The organism is Streptomyces alboflavus, from assembly GCF_000716675.1.
GTDB lineage: Bacteria > Actinomycetota > Actinomycetes > Streptomycetales > Streptomycetaceae > Streptomyces > Streptomyces alboflavus.
Genome location: NZ_JNXT01000070.1, coordinates 1 through 16,989, shown reverse-complemented (window position 1 = coordinate 16,989; position 16,989 = coordinate 1). Strand labels below are relative to the sequence as shown.

Annotated in this window: 11 protein-coding genes; 7 read left to right on the top strand and 4 right to left on the bottom strand. The window is 69.5% G+C overall.

Translation table 11 applies throughout. The annotated features are described in order from the left end of the window. Window positions 1-50 precede the first annotated feature (50 nt). Window positions 51-1,319, bottom strand: a complete 1,269-nt coding sequence (locus OO63_RS35775; RefSeq protein ID WP_051811501.1) for a S8 family serine peptidase — start codon at window positions 1,317-1,319, stop codon at window positions 51-53. A gap of 1,394 nt (window positions 1,320-2,713) precedes the next feature. On the opposite strand from OO63_RS35775, the gene OO63_RS35770 reads away from it, so the two are divergent. After that, on the top strand, window positions 2,714-2,968 hold the full coding sequence (locus tag OO63_RS35770) for a hypothetical protein (RefSeq protein WP_030363203.1): 255 nt from the start codon (window positions 2,714-2,716) through the stop codon (window positions 2,966-2,968). On the opposite strand, the gene OO63_RS35765 is transcribed toward OO63_RS35770, so the two are convergent. Beyond that, window positions 2,929-3,402, bottom strand: coding sequence for a hypothetical protein (locus OO63_RS35765; protein ID WP_030363202.1), 474 nt, complete (start codon window positions 3,400-3,402; stop codon window positions 2,929-2,931). The two genes, OO63_RS35770 and OO63_RS35765, sit on opposite strands and share 40 nt — an antisense overlap. A gap of 977 nt (window positions 3,403-4,379) precedes the next feature. On the opposite strand from OO63_RS35765, the gene OO63_RS35760 reads away from it, so the two are divergent. The 3 genes from OO63_RS35760 (at window position 4,380) to OO63_RS35750 (ending at window position 7,744) form a co-directional block, all read left to right on the top strand. Then, window positions 4,380-4,889 carry a hypothetical protein gene (locus OO63_RS35760; RefSeq protein WP_030363201.1) on the top strand — a complete coding sequence of 170 codons (510 nt, stop codon included), beginning with the start codon at window positions 4,380-4,382 and terminating at the stop codon, window positions 4,887-4,889. Next, complete coding sequence (locus OO63_RS35755; RefSeq protein WP_030363200.1) at window positions 4,889-7,138, top strand: hypothetical protein; 2,250 nt, start codon at window positions 4,889-4,891, stop codon at window positions 7,136-7,138. Before OO63_RS35760 ends, OO63_RS35755 begins: the two co-directional genes overlap by 1 nt. A 291-nt stretch (window positions 7,139-7,429) precedes the next feature. Continuing rightward, entirely contained in the window at window positions 7,430-7,744 is a 315-nt protein-coding gene (locus OO63_RS35750; protein WP_157854123.1) for a hypothetical protein, read from the top strand. 20 nt (window positions 7,745-7,764) lie between these two features. On the opposite strand, the gene mycP is transcribed toward OO63_RS35750, so the two are convergent. Then, window positions 7,765-9,018 carry a type VII secretion-associated serine protease mycosin gene (gene mycP, locus OO63_RS35745; RefSeq protein ID WP_030363198.1) on the bottom strand — a complete coding sequence of 418 codons (1,254 nt, stop codon included), beginning with the start codon at window positions 9,016-9,018 and terminating at the stop codon, window positions 7,765-7,767. 13 nt (window positions 9,019-9,031) lie between these two features. Beyond that, on the bottom strand, window positions 9,032-10,582 hold the full coding sequence (gene eccB, locus OO63_RS35740; protein ID WP_030363197.1) for a type VII secretion protein EccB: 1,551 nt from the start codon (window positions 10,580-10,582) through the stop codon (window positions 9,032-9,034). 171 nt (window positions 10,583-10,753) lie between these two features. On the opposite strand from eccB, the gene eccE reads away from it, so the two are divergent. The 3 genes from eccE to OO63_RS35725 all read left to right on the top strand — a co-directional run. Next, window positions 10,754-12,052, top strand: a complete 1,299-nt coding sequence (gene eccE / locus OO63_RS35735) for a type VII secretion protein EccE (protein WP_078619571.1) — start codon at window positions 10,754-10,756, stop codon at window positions 12,050-12,052. 95 nt (window positions 12,053-12,147) lie between these two features. Further along, the gene (locus OO63_RS35730; RefSeq protein ID WP_051811507.1) at window positions 12,148-12,918 is read left to right on the top strand and encodes a hypothetical protein; all 771 of its coding nucleotides are present in this window, start codon (window positions 12,148-12,150) and stop codon (window positions 12,916-12,918) included. Between the two features lie 368 nt (window positions 12,919-13,286). Beyond that, on the top strand, window positions 13,287-16,989 hold a 3,703-nt coding region (locus OO63_RS35725), incomplete at its 3' end, for an SCO5717 family growth-regulating ATPase (protein ID WP_033264774.1).

Genomic DNA, 16,989 nt, shown 5'->3' with positions numbered 1-16,989 from the left:
CTTGCTGGCTGATCATTGACGTTGAGCTCTGCACCGTTTCCCTGCACAGCTCAGGCGTTACGTCGATTTCGAACCGCCGCGAAGGCGCCGCCACCGATGATGGCGACGACGGCGACGGCTCCGGCGACGATCCACAACTGGTTGTCGCCGTCATCGGATTTCGAGCCGGACGCCGCCCCGGCCAGCTGACCGGCAGCAGCCTCGCCCTTCGCCTGTTGCGACGCGGGCGCCGAGGGCTTCGCCGAAGAGTCCTTCGCCGGGGCGGTGGGCGAAGTCCCCACCCCCGGGGTCTTCTTTCCGGTGAGGGGGTCGATGTCCGGGGGGCCGGGGTTCCCCCTGTTCTTCAGGAGGTTCGGGGCTGGGCGAACCAGCCCGTACCCGAGATAGTCACTCGGCTTGTCCTTCGGCCAGCTGCGGCCCGCGGTGTCGATGAGGACGCGGAGGACCTGGTTCGCCGTCCAGTCGGGGTGCTTGGACCAGATGAGGGCGGCGGAGGCGGAGGCGATGGCGGTGCCGGCACTGGTGCCACCTCCGCCGTCGCAGTACGAGCGGAAGGTCGCGTCGCACCAATGGGGGAGGTTCAGGCCAGGGGCCGCAAGATCCACGTACTCGCCGAACTCTGAGTACTTGGCGACCTTGCCGGATTTGTCGGCGGCGGAGACGCCTGTCACGTTGGGATAGGCGGCCGGGTAGCCGATGAAGTTCTTCTTCTGGGCATCATTCCCGACGCCGGCGAACATCAGCTTCCCCTTTGATGCGGCATACTTCACCGCCTCCTTCTGGGCCGGATACATGACATCAGAGCCGAAGGACATGCTGATGATTCGCGCATCGCTGTCCGCAGCAGCCCTGATGGCTTCGGCGCTGTTGCTCTCGTCCTTGCCCTTGGCGCCCTTCAGGCTCATGCGAATGGAAATGACTTTGGCGCCGGGTGCCAAGCCCTTGAGTCCGCCTCCTCGCCCAGTCCCGGCAATCAACTCCGCCATCGTCGTTCCGTGACTGTCGTAGTCGTCCAGAGCACCGCCCTTCAGGCCTGTCACGTCCTTACCGGCGAGAACCCGGCCTCTGAGAGAAGGCGTCACTGTGACGCCGCTGTCCACAACAGCGACCTTGATGCCCTCACCAGTGCTGACGTCCCACAGCTCCTCGGCACCCATCGCGTCCAAGTACCACTGCTTCGACTGGACGTCGTCGGCGACCGCACTCGGTGCCAGCCCCACAGACAGCAGGGCGAGCACGCCGGCCGCCGCACCCGTCGAGACGATCCAACGCCTCGCGCGCCCCGCGAACAGTTCGGTCCCGCCGCCGTGTCGGCCCATTCCTGACTCCACGCCCTGCACGCCCTCACTCGTCACTGGCCGATGACTGGCGGCACGTGCCGCCGTCCACCGGGCAGATGTGTCTCTTCTTCCTCGACCGCGTAATCGGGCCGCTGTGAAACCTCGTCCTCTCCAGGTTCAGAGCGTCGGCCGCTGCCCGCTGGGCCACGTACCAGACCCGTGCCACCGGCGGTGAATCCGTTCCCGCGGCCTGTCCCAGCAGGCGTACGCCCCTTGGGTGTGCCAACTACACCGTCAGGGTTGCCGACGGCTTGGCGTGGCGTCTGGCCCCTACCTGCCGGGACCTGGGGCGCAGCTCCCACAACGCCACGCTGCGCGGCATTGCCGCCCCCCGGAGGCGTCCTCGATCCAACCGGACCTCCTGCTGCCACAGGAGCAGGAGCCGGACGACCGCCCAAGACACCGTCGGAGCGAGGTGTGCTGTTGATGCCCGGCATTGCGGGACGCGGCCCCGGCAAGCCATGTGGCTGCGGCGTGCCGCCAGAGATGCCTCGCGCCATCGGCGAAGGCACAGACGTCGTAGGACCATTGGGGCCTCGTACAGGAGGTACCGGCCCGGTGCGCCCTGTCGGGCCTGGGCCAGAAGGACCGCGCCCAGGAAGCCCAACCGGCTCCTTCGGACGTCCGACGCCTGTTCGCCCCTGCTCAGGCAACGGCGACTTCCCACGCCCTCCCCGACGGGACGCCCCGGTATCAGGGCTGTCTTGCGGCCGCCTTACAAGGCCGCCGCCGGGCAGCAGATGAGGTCCCCGGTCGATGCCCGTCGGGCCAGGCGCCGGGGGCGATGAAGCAGGTGGCGGGCTGAGGGTCTTCTGAGGGGGCAGCGTGTCGACGCTGTCGATCTCCGTGCCCACGGGCCCCGGACCAGCGGGCCGGTCCGGGAAGGTGATCGGACCGCGTCCGTCGTTACCTGATGGCAAGGAGCTTCCCGAACCTGACGGGTCCGGCGACACAGGACCAGCTGCACCCTGAGGCATCGACGGGGCGCCACCGTTGGCAGCAGCGCCAGGGGGCACCACCGGCTTCAGCCCTTCGCCCGGTTCGATTCCGTACTCCGGATCCGGCGGCGGCACCCCCACATCCGGCATAACCGAAAACGTAGGCGGCTCCTGCCCCGCCATCTCATGCTGGGACACCCTGTAGAACGACGCCAACCGATTCATCTGGTTGATCGCTTCTTGGCGATCCTTCTCCGACTTGACGGCAGCCTCATAGGCGGCGTTGCCGTCCACCCTCTTCGGAGAGGGAATGTCCTCCACGGCCTTCGGATCGGTCCGCATGTCCCGCGGCGGCATCGCGCTGCGTACGGACGCCAGCCCTGCCCCCGCCGAGGCGATCTGAACGCTCGCGGTGTCGGCGAAGTCGGAGAGCCGATGCGTCTCCTTGACCAGATTCTTGCCCCACTTGCGGAAGGCCTGCCCCGCCTCGCCCTCCCAGTCGACCCGGTCGATGTGGTCGCCGAGTTCCCGGGCGGCGACAGCGATCGCGTCGCATGCCTTCTTGAGGGCTTCGCCCGCGCTCTCCAGGTCGGCCGGATTCGCCTGCTCGACGAGGTCGATCATGTCGTTGAGTTTGTGGCTCTCGAAGCTCACAGCTTCCACCCCGAGTCCGACTTGTCGCTGCCGTGACCGCCTTGCTCGTCGGGCTTGCCGTCCCGCTCGCGCCCGGCCGGCGGCTGGTCCCGCTGGACCGTCGTCTGGATCGACCAGAAGCGCTGCCGCAGTTCGTCCTCAAGGTTGTCGAAGCCGACGTCCGCGCCGTGCACGGCGATCCCCATGGCCTCGATCTGCTGCCCGAGCATCTTCGAGAGTGAGGTAAGGCGTTCGTGCACGCGGTCGTACTGCGCGTAGAGGCCGTCCGCCTCGGGGAAGGGCGCCGCCTGGCCGCTGAAGGAGGCGCGGGCGACCTTCTGGTGCCCGACCTTGGACGAACCGCCGTCCGACCCCTCGAACTCCGTGAGCAGCGTGTCGATGCGCCGCCGGAACTTCTTCAACGCCTCCAGGCCGCGCTTGACGTCAGCGCCACCCGGCGGTGGCGCCCCCCTGTACCCGTCCTCGAGCACGATGCCCCCATCCCCGAATCCCCGTTGCCCTCAACGTGCGGATGCAGCAGCCCTTGACAGCTGTGTGTTCGCGGTCGGGCAGTGATTGCACACCCCACCATCGTCACTCTAGCCACACCCTGAGTGACATCCAACTGAGCTTTGCGTCAAAGCAGTTGCAAATAGGCCATCGAGTGACCCGAGCTGACGCATCGCATCCTCACTAAGGTTGCGGCCACAGCTCGACCGGCCAGAGTCCGTCCCGTACCAGTATCGAGAATCGGCCAACTCCCGCACCTTTCGCGTGAATCTCGCGTCGACCGCCCTGGCCCCGAGGGCAGCGAGTCGACGCTGTCTGAGTCACTCGTTGGTGCGTCGCACTCTGCCGCGTCGAGCGATACGGGGCCACACGTCCGCGTCCCCATCATCTGAGTCCGCATACTCAGTGAACTGGCCGTCAACTGTCGCTGTCCTTCGATCCGGTTCAGCTTCCGGTCCGCACACGCCAGAGCACATGACTGCGGCGCGCCGCCTTGCCACGGCACCTAAGGAAGTGAGACCACAAGGCAGGAGACGAGTGGGGGCGACCGAAGGCCGAAGCGTTCCCGCGACAGTGGGCACAGATAGGGCCCAACCTGGCGCCTCCTGGTCCCGGAGACGCCGCTGACAGCAACAGCGGGTGGGCCGGTTTCCTCGGCCACACCCGCAAACCATGGATGCGTGCCGCTAGCGTGGCAGACGATCTCGGTGCCTCGACGAGCGCGGCATGGACCTACTCGCATACCTGCCCACGGGGGGAGCGAGGGCGGAGGATTTGCCCGTCAGAGCGGATCCGGGACACGGCTGGCACCCCTCCACAACAGCCAAACCGCTTCTTGCGGGGCCTCGATCAGGACAACTCGGGTTCAGCGCTTATGTGTTGTCAAGCTGAGACGGCAGGCTGCTCGCCATACTGAGCCACCATCCACACCGTCCGTACCAAGAGAGGGATTGCGTCCATGGCGTGGGAAGAGTGGGAGCAGCTCAAGGCCCAGGCGGCCGAGCGGGATGCGACGCAGCTGCGACTCAATCAGGTTGAGCCCGGAATGGGCGGTGCTGGGGCAACCCCGGGCTCTTATGGAGATTTGAGGGTCCATCAGGCTGATCTGGCCAAGGTCGGTGAGCACGCCTTCGATCTCTTCGACCGGCTGAGCAACAAGGGACGCGCGGCATTGCCGAGCAGTCAGCGGGCAGCGGGAGACCTGACGCGGCAGGGCTTCGCACTGGGAGGCGGGCTCCAACACGTCGCCAAGCGGTGGGACGAGCAGCTCAACTCGCTCCGTGACGCCTGCGCCCACATTTCGAACCACATGCGGGTCACCAAGAAGTTGCACCAGGGCGACGAGCACTACATCGGGCGGCAGTTGAGCAGCATCGACGTGCTCGACGCGGGCTTCGACGAGCGGGTCGGCAAGCCTGGTGAAAAGAACCCGGTGCACATGCCGACGCAGAAGCCGAAGGACGACTGATGGACCTCGATGCGCTCCGCTTCGCCAACTTCGCGGCCCTGAACGACGCTGTCGACGACTGGTCGACCTTGGTGGACACCCTCGAGAAGCTGAAGAGTGACGCGGACAAGGGCCTTCGTTCCGCCGCGAACAGGGCGCGGTGGGCAGGCGTCAACGCCACCGTGTCGAAGGAGTTCATCGGCAAGACCGCCGGAGAGTTCCAGGACGCCCACACACAGGCCAAGTCCATCCACAGAATTCTGTTGGACACCCGGGACGAGCTGAAGCGTCACCACCGCCGGCTCAACGACGCCATCGAACGCGGAATGAAGAAGAATCTGACGGTCACCCCGACTGGTGGCGGGGGCTTCACCGTACGGATGAACGTTCACCCCGACCGGGCCGGGAAGGGAGCCGATCTCCCTGACCACAGCGAGAGTGATGTGACCGCGCTCCGGGACGAGATCCAGCGGATCCTCGATGACGCCACCGAGAGCGACACCTCAGCCAGCAAGGTGCTCAAGGCGATCGCCGACCAAAGCACGCACGGATTCACCGACGCGAAGTACAAGGACCGAGACAGCGCGGTCGCAGCGGTCGAGAAGGCGGACGAACTCTCGAAACTCGCCAAGAAGGATCCTCAAGACCTCACGGTCCGGGAGTTCGACACGCTCCACTCGGGGCTGAAGACGTATGCACGCGATCCGCTCTTCGCGGAAAGCTTCGCCACGAAACTCGGTGCGAAGGGGACGCTGGAGTTCTGGGCCGGTATCAATGAGCCCGGGACCAACCCCGACCTCAACGACAACCGGCAGGGAAAGTTCGGAGAGTTCCAGAAATATCTGAGCATCACCCTCGCTTCGGCCACGCAGAGTGATTCCGCGGGGACGGTGGACTGGACGCGTCAGATGGTGGACCAGGGTGCTCAGCCCGTTCGTAGCAGCAGCGGTCCCCTCGGCTTCCAGGTCATGAGCAACCTCATGCGCTGGGGCAACTACGACGACACCTTTCTGCGCACGTACGGAAGCGCGCTCATGGAGACCGAGAAGAAGCTGACCGACAATGGTGAGGGAGGCGCGTGGCGGCGTACGCCCAACTCTCCGTATCTCAACCGCACCGGCAGCGACACTGGGTGGGACCCGGTGACGGGTTACCTCAAGGGTCTGTCGAACAGCCCTGGCGCGGCAACGGCTTTCCTCAACGACACGTTTGCGACGAAGGGCGACGGAAAGGGTTCGGACGTCTCAAACTTTCAGTACCTCTTCGAAAAGCGGGACTGGCCTGTCGAGGAGGGCTCCGACGGCCAGTCTAGCAACACCGGGCGGAACAACTTGGCGCTGGCACTTGAGGCGGGCACGACCGGACACCCGGCGGGCGAGCGTCCCACGCCCGACACTCCGCCCCACACCGCCGAACAGGCCAGGCTCATGGAGAGCGTTGTCTCCGCGGTCTCCAAGGACAACACGCTCCTCACTGAGCACCCATACATGTCAGACAGCTTCGGGCAGATGGCTTCCGAGTACCTGCACGACATGAACCGGACGATGACCGCCGATTCGGACGGCGATACGGACCGCCTCTTCCCGACCGTCGGCGAACCGGCCGACTTCCAGCATCGAGACGTGACCCGATTCCTCTTCACCGTGGGCCAGCACCCTGAGGGCTACGCCGCCGTGGAAGTGGGCCAGAAGTCGTACATGGCACACCTCATGGCCCATCATCTCGACCCCGCCTTGCCGGCGGACCAGCGCTACGCCCAGGATCCGCAACTTGTCATCGAGAACGTGGCCAATGGATCTGGCGAAATTGCCGGAACCCTTGCACAGGGGCGCGCAGAGGCAGTCGCCGGCGAAGCCGCAGAGAAGGACAAGGCTTATGAGGAGTCCGTGGCTCGCTGGAAGGACGGAATCGCGGGTGGCGTCGGAACAGGTATTGGCGTAGGTACCTCCTATATCGCCAGCCCAGTCGGCGGTGCAGTGGTCGGAGGTGTGGCCGATACGGTCACCAGCGCAGTCCTCGAGGACCTTTTCAAGAATGCGGAAGGAAAAGCCAAAGGTGAGGCTGGGCTCATCATGGGCGAGAGCTGGGATGCGGGCATGAAGGAGAGCAACAGGTACGTCGAGACTGCCGTAGAAAGAGCAGCGAAGGAGCACCACAGAAGCGATCTGCCCGACGCCGGGGAATGGGCACGCGGAGCGGCGCGACGCGGATTCATGCTCTCGGAATCTACGGTGAACGCCATGGCTCCGGACCTCAAGACGGACATCTAGATGCTTCTTTCTCGGGAAAGGATTCTCCTGTTGAGTTCGGTTGATGGCCGAGTCGGATTCTTGCGTCGATTCCAACGAGCCTTCGCCTGCGGGGCCGTCGTAGCACTGGGAGCCATGACGGCAGGATGTTCGAATGCCGGGGAGCGCGAGGAGAGAAACTATGCGATCCCGGAGTCCCTGTGCGGTGTGAGCGTGGACTCTGACCTGCTGTCGCCGTTCCTGCCCCCGGGCGATCAGGTGTCCACGCAGAGATCGTCTCTCGACGGAGGGACCGAACGATGCACCGTAATCGTGGACAAGAAGAAGGTGGCAATGTTCGCCGACCAGGAATGGCTGCCCCGGAAAGAGACTCTCCTGTTTGCGGCGCCGTCTTCTGTCCGACGAGATCCCGACCATGTGACGGAGAGTAAGAAGTATCTGTACGCAGGAGCAGGAGCAGTCGGCAGGACCGCTGACTGTACCGACTCAGCGCATCCCGATCAGCGCTTGTTCACCAGCATTGAGTCGTTCACGCGCGACCGTGAAGACACTCGCACGATGGGCAAACTGATCAAGGCATACACCCAGCAAGTCGAGCGTTCGCAGGCCTGTCACCCCGAGCCGTAGAGGGACTCGCACCATCGTCGTCACCGTTCCACGTTCTCCCTCCGCCTCCGCCTCCCATCCCGCAAAGCCACCCCCGCCCCACCCAACCCCGCCACCACGACCACGGCCCCCACAGCCACGTACGTGGCGATGCGGGCCGTGCGTTCCTCGGGGGTTTCGCCGAGGTGGAGTTTTGCCGCGCTCGGGGCCTTGCCGCGTTGTACGCCCTCGTGGGCGACGGGGCGTTCGATCGGGTGGTCGTCCTCGGTGAGGGCGCGGACCGGGTCGACGACGCCCCAGCCGACCAGGCGGTCTGGGCCGGAGGTGGAGCGTTCGGCTGTTTGTTGGATCTGGGCTGTGATCTGGCGGGGGGTCCAGTTCTTGTGCTTGGACTTGATCAGGGCTGCTACGCCTGCCACGTACGGGGCGGAGAAGCTCGTGCCGTTGTCGGAGCAGTGGCCGCCCAGCGGGACCGTGGAGATCATGTCGACGCCCGGGGCCGCGACGTCCACGAAGTCGCCCGACTGGGAGAAGGGGGCGCGTTCGTTGTTGCGGTCCGACGACGCGACCGCGAGGACGCCCTCGTACCACGCCGGGTACGTCCTCTTGACGTTGCCGCCCAAGCCGTCGTTGCCCGCTGAGGCGACGATCAGTCGGCCGGCCGCGGTGGCTCGCTTCACCGCGTTCTCCAGGTGCTGCGCGGGGCGCACCGCGTTCGCCGTGTCCTGGGAGATGTTGATGATGTCCGCGTCGGCGGCCACCGCGTGGTCGATGGCTCGGGCCAGGGAGGCCGTGGTGCCGTGGCCCTCCGCGTCGTTCTGCTGGATCGGGATGATCGTCGCGTCGGGGGCGAGGCCCACGAAGCCGGTGTCCTTCGCGGGGCGGGCCGCGATGATCCCGGCCACGCGGGTGCCGTGGCCGACCACGTCCGACGTGCCCTTCTCCGAACCTCGTTCGATCTTGTTGCCATCCTCGTCCTTGAGGTTCCTGGGGAGGAAGTTGCGGCCCTTGGATACGTCGACGGCCGGCTTGAGCTGGCGGTTCCTGACGTCCACGCCGGTGTCGATCACCGCTACGCGCACCCCCTTGCCCGTGGACTGGCGCCACAGCTCGTCCAGGAGGACCCGCTGGAGCGCCCACGGGCGGCCCGCGTACGGCTTGTTGGGGAACTCGCACCGGTCCGACGGTGATGGTTCCGCAGCCGCGGGGACGGCTGTCGTGGCCGTGACGGCCAGGGCTGCGGCGACGGCCGCCCCGGCCCTGCGCAGGCGGGGCGTCGAGGGCACTGTGGACATCGGCCGAATCCCCCTAAGAACCCTGCGGTTGCCGCGCCGACGCCGTCGACAGGCGCGGGCCCGTCGGCAGGAACCTGGACCAGGCCACCGGCACGGGGGCCACGTCCACGTCCGCGTAGCCGAGGCGGGTGCGGGCCTGTTCCGACTCCTGCTCCTGTTGCCGCTGCTCCTTGCGCTCCTTGGCGCTGGTGCCGATGCCCGCGTCGTCGGTCGCGCTGTCGCTGTTGGACTGCATCGCGTACCGCAGGCCCGTGTCGGTGACCAGGAAGTCGCCGCCGGTCTTCGTGTCCCTGCCGAGGAACTGGCGGTAGAGCTGGCCCGAGCCGGGCGTGACGTACGCGCTCGACGAACCGGCGGGCAGCGGCGCCGGGAAGTCCGTGCCCGCCCACGTGCTCAGCGTGGTCCTGCCCTTGTCGCCGTCGACGTGGCGCAGGACGTTGCAGACGGTGTTGCGGCTGCCGGGTGCGGAGGTGGCCTCGTTCACAGCGGTCGGCGTGTACCGCGGCCATACGTGCCGCGCGCCGAACTCCTGCTCGACGGGGCTGATCGCTCCTGGGCTGACGTCCCGGGCCTTGCCGCTCTGCCCCAGCCGGGCCAGGTCGGGGCTCGCGAGCAGCAGGTGCGCGGTGAAGTCGGAGACAGGGGCGACCCGTCCGGGCAGCACTACGTAGTGCTGCTTCTTGTCCCCGTTGAGGGCCCTGAGCACCATGCCGACCTTGTTCGCCCCCGGCTCCTGGAGGTCGGGCACCTCGGCGTCCTCTCCTGGGGTGCCGTCCACCTTCGGGAAATAGATCAGGTGCCCCCGGTGCAGGGTCTCCAGCCACTGCCGGGACACCCGCTGCGGTTCCCGGTTGGCGCGCACCAGGGCACGCAGCAGCTTCTCGCTCCTGGAGTTCTCCTTGCCGGTGGGTACGCGATACGCCATGCCGCGCGCGTCGACCACGTAGCGCACCTTGTCCGGGCCGACGACGTACAACAGCTCGCCGCCGCGCAGCCGTTCACTGCCTTCTGTCTTGTCCTGGTCGCGCTCCGCAAGGACGAACGCGGCCTTCTGGATGGCGCGTTCGCCGTCCGCCGGGCGTTCGCACACGGCCCAGCGCTTGGCGGAGCCGGCCTCGGACGCGGCGGGCAGCCGGTCGGGGGCGTACGGGATGCCGATGGTGGCGCCGCGCGGGATCCTGCCCTTGTCGAGGACGGACTCGGAGACCTTGATGACCTCGCCCTTGTCGGCGTCCAGGAGGAGCCTCGCCGACGCCATGTTGAGGACGGGGTGCAGCTGGCGCTTGCCGTCGGTCTTGAGGATCACGTACCGGGTCGTGGACTTGCTCGCGATGATCACGTGTTCCTTCGGCGTGTCCCAGCCGGGCTTGGCCGCGGGCTTGAGCATGCCCCACGCGCCGAAGACGGCCAGAACGATCACCCCGACCACGATCCCGGGAAGCACGCCGCGCAGGGGTCGCGGGGCGCTTTCCTCCGAGCCGGAGGGTGTCGGCTGGATGAAGGCCGCGAGCGTACGACGCTTCGCAAACGTGTAGGCGTTGAGCTCGTCGCGCCGTGATGCCATGAGCGTCCAGGTCCCCCTTGTGCAGCGCCGGGGGTCGACGTCCCCCTCGTCCGTTGTCAGACCGAGCTCCTACTATGCCTGTTGAGTAATCACGCGTGTGGGCCGGGTAAGGTTCGGGAGCCTCAAGAGGCTTGCTCTGCACCGTTTTTCGGGAGATTCGGGGGGTTTGGAGTGACGGCTTCCGCTACGCGGGCGCGACCACCGGCGACATCCGGCCAGACACCTGGCCGAGGGACGGTGGTGCAGCACCTGAAGTTCCGTTCCGGGCGCGCCGGTTCATTGCGGCTGCGACAACTGGCGCTGGTGGAGATCGCGGCTGCGCTGCTGCTCGCGGCCTGGGTGATCTCGCCGGTGACCCTCGTTCCGGCGGGCGCGGTCGCGGCGGCGCTCCTGCTCCTCGCGGTGGTACGGCGGCGGGGCCGCTCATTACCCGAACTGCTCGCGGCTGCCTGGGCCTTGCGCGCCCGCAGGCGTCGCGCGGCCGCCGCGGTGGTGCCGCCCGGCACGGAGCCCGGGCTCGCGCCGGCCGTGGAGTGCGACCCGTCGCTGCGGACGTACGCGTACAGCCGCGGCAAGGACCAGGACCGGAGGCCGATCGGGATGATCGGCGACGGCAGCTTCCTGACCGTCGTCCTTCAGGTGGAGTCGGACGCGACGGCCCTGCGGGCGGAGCGGACGCGGCAGCCGCTGCCCATCGGCCTGGTGCGGGACACCCTCGACGTCGACGGGATCCACCTGGAGTCGGCGCAGGTCGTGCTGCACACGCAGCCCGCGCCCGCGCTGCACCTGCCTCAGCAGTCGGTGGCCGTCAGCAATTACGCACCGCTGCAGGCGCAGACCGGCGCCCCCGCGGTGCGCATCACGTGGATAGCCCTGAAGCTCGACCCGGAGCGCTGCCCGGAGGCCGTGGCCGCCCGGGGCGGCGGGCTCGTCGGGACGCAGAAGTGCGCGGTGCGGGCCGCGGACCACCTGGCGAGCCGGCTGACGGGGGCGGGGTTCCGGGCGACGCTCCTGACCGAGGACGAGCTGACGGCCGCCGTCGCCACGTCCGCGTGCGCCAACCCGCTGGCGATGGCGCAGGCAGGTCAAGGCGGTTCGCCCGGGCGCAGGACCGAGGAGTCCCAGCGCGCCTGGCGCTGCGACAACCGGCGGCACACGACGTACTGGGTACGACGCTGGCCGCAGCTCGGCGGCCCTGGCGGCGGCCCTTCGCTGCCGCAGTTGGTGTCCCTGCTCACGGCGGTGCCCACGCTGGCCACCACGTTCAGCCTCACCCTTGCGCGCGACGAGCGGCAGGCGGTGTCGGTGCGCGGCCACATGCGGGTGACGGGCCGGAGCGACGCCGAACTGGTCGCGGCACGGCGCGCGCTGGAGGGTGCGGCACGCCACTCCGGTACGGGCCTGCTGCGGCTCGATCGGGAACAACTGCCCGCCATGCTGGCCACGTTGCCGCTCGGAGGTACGCGCTGATGAGCGTTCCGTCGTCTCCTCCGGCGCCGCAGGGCCCCGCCGTGCCACCGCCGGGTCCGGCACCGGCGCCGGGACCGACCCCGATGCCGGGGTCGATGTCGACACCGCCTTCCACCCCAACTCCGGCTCCGGCTCCGGCCCCGGCTCCCGACGGCCTCCGCGCGGCCCTGCGGACGGGCTTCGGACTGCTCGGCCCCCGGCACCGGCGGCACGCGCTCTCCGTCGACGAAGTGGACCTGCTCGCGCTGCCCATCGGCGACGACGGCGTGGTCATAGGCGCCGACGCCGCCGGGCAGCCCGCCGTGCTCGGCGTGAACCGCCCCACTCCGTACGACGTCCTGCTCATCGGAGGCCTCTGGACCGCCCAGGTGATCGCTCTGCGGGCCGCCGCCACGGGCGCGCGGGTGGCCGTCGAGACTGGACGGGCGCACGCCTGGGCGCAGTTGGTGCAGGCCCTCGGGGTCGGGCAGGCCGGGATGTCCGTGCACGACGTGGGGCGGGTGCCGCCGCAGGGGGCGTCGGCCGGGAGTCCGGTGCTCGTGGTGCGGGACTGCGGGATGCGGCCGCCCCGGGGGCGGGTGGTGTCCGGGCCCTGGCAGTCCGTGCTGACGCTGCTGCCCTATCTCAGCCCGGTGGCGCCCCGGTTGATCAGGCAGGCGCGGCTCGTGGGGGTGCAGCGCGTCTCGCCCGACGAGGCCATGCAGATCGGGCGCTCCCTCGGGCTGCCGCGCGGGGACGTGGACTCGCTGCCGACGCTCGCCGACGGGGTGACGCTGTGGTGCGCCGAGCGGGACCGGCAGTACGTGGTGACGCAGGGCACCGACGCGGAGATCGGGCTGCTGGGGGCGGCTCGGCGGATGGACTGAACAGATCGAAGGGCCGGACGGAACGGACGGGGCTGAGGGGGCGGCGGGGCAGCGGGGGCCGAAGGGCCCTGACGGTCGGGCGATGACCGTGCGCTTTGTGGGGTTCGGGGATGCCTGGGCGGTTTGTCCGTGTGGTTTGGCGGGAGTTGACCGGACTTGAGTGAGGCGTGACGTAACGGTCGCCGACCGGGGGGCGGACTGGCCTGCCGTGCTGGTGCTTTTGGTGATTAGGCTGGGACAAGGGCGACGCCAGAACCCGTACGCGGGGTGCGCGCGTCCCTCACTCGGGGAGAGCCAGGCGGATCGGACGACAGGAACGGTCGCCTCCCACCACGGCACGAACGTGCTCGACCACACCAGGAGGCATAGTGAACAGCGATCGGGACAAGATCCGCGGCGGCTGGGACACACCCGTCGACGATCAGTCCGACGCGGAGTCCGCTGCCGAGACAACGGGCGAGTTCACCATCGACTATGCCCCGCCCGCCTGGTACACGCAGAACGCGTCCGGCAGCGCCGGGGAGACGCCGTCCGCGGCGCCAGCCTCCTCCCTCACCTCTTCTCCCGACTCCGACTCCGACCCCGACCCCGTCGCCGACGCCGGTGACGCGTCCGCCGCCCCTTCGTCCTCCACCGACTCCGCTCCGGGTACGGATGCCGCGGCTCCTGCCGAGTCCGGTGGCGCCGGGGGCTCCGAGGTTCCGGCCGGATCCTGGGGTACGGGGTCGGGTGCACCCGCCGGCGTTCCGGCCAACGCCGTGCCGAAGCTTCCGGTCGGCAGCGGGTTCCAGCTCGCGCCGCCCACGGGGCAGCCGATCACGCCGCCCGCTCCGGCTGTTCCGCCCACGGCTCCGCCCGCCCCGCCCGCCCCGCCCGTGGCTCCTCCGACCTCCGGGGGCGTGGCGGACTGGGGTGGCGCCGTCGCGGGCGTCTCCTCCTCCGTTCCGGTACGAGGTGTGGGTGCCGGGACCGGCGACGCCCCGGAGGCAGGGCCCTCCGCCGAGGACCGTGCCGCCGCTCCCGTCGCCGAGAGCCTCGGGGGTAGCGACCTGGGCGGTGGTGACCTGGAGAGCGGTGCCACCATGCGCTTCTCGCCTGCCGCGCTGCGGCGCGAGATGGCCGAGCGGGATGCTTCCCGGGCTTCGGGCGACGAGAGTGACGAGGCGGCCGGTGAGGAGAAGGCCGGGTCGGGGCTGAGCGACTCAGGTCCGGGGGACTCAGGTCCGGGCCACTCCGGTGCAGTCGACTCCGGTGCGGCCGACTCCGGTGCGGGCGGCGACAGTTCGGCTGACACGGGCGCGCTGGTCGACGGCACGGTGGTCGACGCTGCGGACACCGACTCCGGTGAGGAGCTTCTCGGTGAGTCTGCTTCCGGTGCAGCGGTCGAGAGTGCCGAGGACGAGGGTGAAGACGGGCCTGGGGCTGCTGGGCAGTCCGCCGAAGCCGTCTCCGATGCCGGTGCCGGTGCCGATGTCGACGTCGCCCCTGGTTCCGACGTCGAATCCGGTTCCAGCTCCGGCGTCGACCCGAGCTCCGACTTCGACTCCCTCGCCGCAGCGCTCGTCGCCGGTTCCTTCGGCGCCGACCCGCGATCCGGCAGCGGCGACGACAAGGACGCCGAGGCCGACGTAACGCCGACCGACGTGACGCCGACCCCCGAGACCGACGCCGAGCCCAAGCCCAATCCCACCGTCGCGCCCCCCGCCGAGCCCGACCCCAAGGTCCCGGCCGCCCTCGACGACGTACAGGACTCCGTCCCGCCCTCCTGGACCCCGCCGCCCGCCCCCGAGGCCGGACTTCCGCCGCTCCCGCCCGCGTTCCAGCCCGCGGCGCCCGCCTCCGCCCCGCAGTGGCCCGCGCCGACCCAGGCCCCGACGCCCGCCCCGGCACCGACCCAGGCCCCGGCCCCCGCCGCCCAGGACCAGCACCCCGACCTGCCGCAGGCCCAGCCCCAGCCCCAGCCCCAGGCCCCGCAGGCCTGGGCCGCGCCCGCCACCCCGGCCGTCCCCACCGCGCAGCAGCCCGCGCCCGCCCCGGCCACCGAGACGCCCACTCCCCCGCCGAGCGGGTACGGCTTCCCGGCCCCCACGCACCCCGCCGAGACCCCTGCTCCCGCTGCTCCCGCGCAGAGCGGCTACGGCTTCCCGGCACCGACCTCGAACCCGACCCCCGCACCCGAGGCCAACTCCCCCGCACCCCAGGGCAGTTACGGCTTCCCCCAGACACCTCAGACGCCTCAGGCGCCTCAGGCGCCTCAGACACCCCAAGCACCCCAAGCACCCCAAGCACCCCAAGCACCCCAAGCACCCCAAGCACCTCAGGCAGCCCAGCCCCTGCCCTCGGCCGCCCAGCCCCAGCCGCAGGCCGCACCCCCGGCTCCCGTACCCGCGCAGCAGACGGCACAGCCGCAGGCCGCACAGCCCCAGGCCGTGCACCCGCAGGCCCAGCCCCCGCACGACGCGCAGGCCGCCCAAGCCGCCCAGGCGCAGCAGCCGTACATCCCGGGGCAGACGCCGACCGCCCCCTACCAGCACCCCGCGCAACCGCAGGCCCAGAGCCACCCCCAGGGCCAACCCTCCTTCCAGCAGGGCCAGTTCCCGAACCCGCTGGGCCAGCAGCCCACGCCTCCCGCACCGGAGCAGCCGCAGGCCGCACAACCCCAGGCACCCCAGCCCCAGGCACCCCAGCCGCAGGCACAGCCCCAGCCACACGCCCAGGCTCAGCCGCAACCGCAGGCCCAACCGCAGGCGCAGCCTCAGGCACCCCACATGCCTCACGCACCGCAAGCCCCCCAGATGCCGCAGGCTCCCCACACTCCCGCCGACCCCCGCGCCGGTGCCGCCTGGCCGCAGCCCGTGCAGCACGATCAGCGGGAGCGGACCAACCCCGGTGCGCCCCTCGGGTACACGGCCGCCGTCGAGCTGTCGTCCGACCGGCTGCTCAACAACAAGAAGCAGAAGGCGAAGAGCAGCCGTCCGGCGGGCGGCGGGTCGCGGTTCAAGTTCGGCGGGAAGAAGGAGGAGGCCGAGCGCCAGCGCAAGCTGGAGCTGATCCGCACCCCCGTCCTCTCCTGCTACCGGATCGCGGTCATCTCCCTCAAGGGCGGCGTCGGCAAGACGACCACGACGACCGCGCTCGGCTCGACGCTGGCCAGTGAGCGGCAGGACAAGATCCTCGCCATCGACGCCAACCCGGACGCCGGTACGCTCGGGCGGCGCGTGCGGCGCGAGACCGGGGCGACGATCCGCGACCTGGTCCAGGCGATCCCGTACCTGAACTCGTACATGGACATCCGGCGCTTCACCTCGCAGGCGCCGTCCGGCCTGGAGATCATCGCCAACGACGTCGACCCGGCCGTGTCCACGACGTTCAACGACGAGGACTACCGGCGCGCGATCGACGTGCTCGGCAAGCAGTACCCGATCATCCTGACGGACTCCGGCACCGGACTGCTCTACAGCGCGATGCGCGGGGTCCTGGACCTCGCCGACCAGCTGATCATCATCTCCACGCCGTCCGTGGACGGGGCGAGCAGTGCATCCACGACGCTGGACTGGCTGTCCGCGCACGGGTACGCCGACCTCGTCTCGCGGTCCATCACCGTCATCTCCGGGGTCCGGGAGACCGGGAAGATGATCAAGGTGGAGGACATCGTGTCCCACTTCGAGACGCGCTGCCGGGGTGTCGTCGTCGTGCCCTTCGACGAGCACCTGGCCGCCGGGGCCGAGGTCAACCTGGACATGATGCGGCCGAAGGTACGGGAGGCGTACTTCAACCTCTCGGCGATGGTGGCCGAGGACTTCGTACGGGCGCAGCAGGCGCAGGGGCTCTGGACGTCGGACGGCAACCCGCCGCCGCGGGTCGCGCCGCCGCTGCCGGGACAGGGGTACGCCGGGGGCGGGCAGCAGCCGTACGGGGCGGCCGTGCCGCAGGAAGGTGCGCAGGCGCCGTACGGGGCCGTGCCGCAGGAAGGCGCGCAGCACCCGCAGGGCGGGGTGACTCCCCATCAGCAACCGCAGCAGCACGCCCAGCCCCAGGCCGAGGCCCACCCCCACCCCCAGCCCCCGCAAC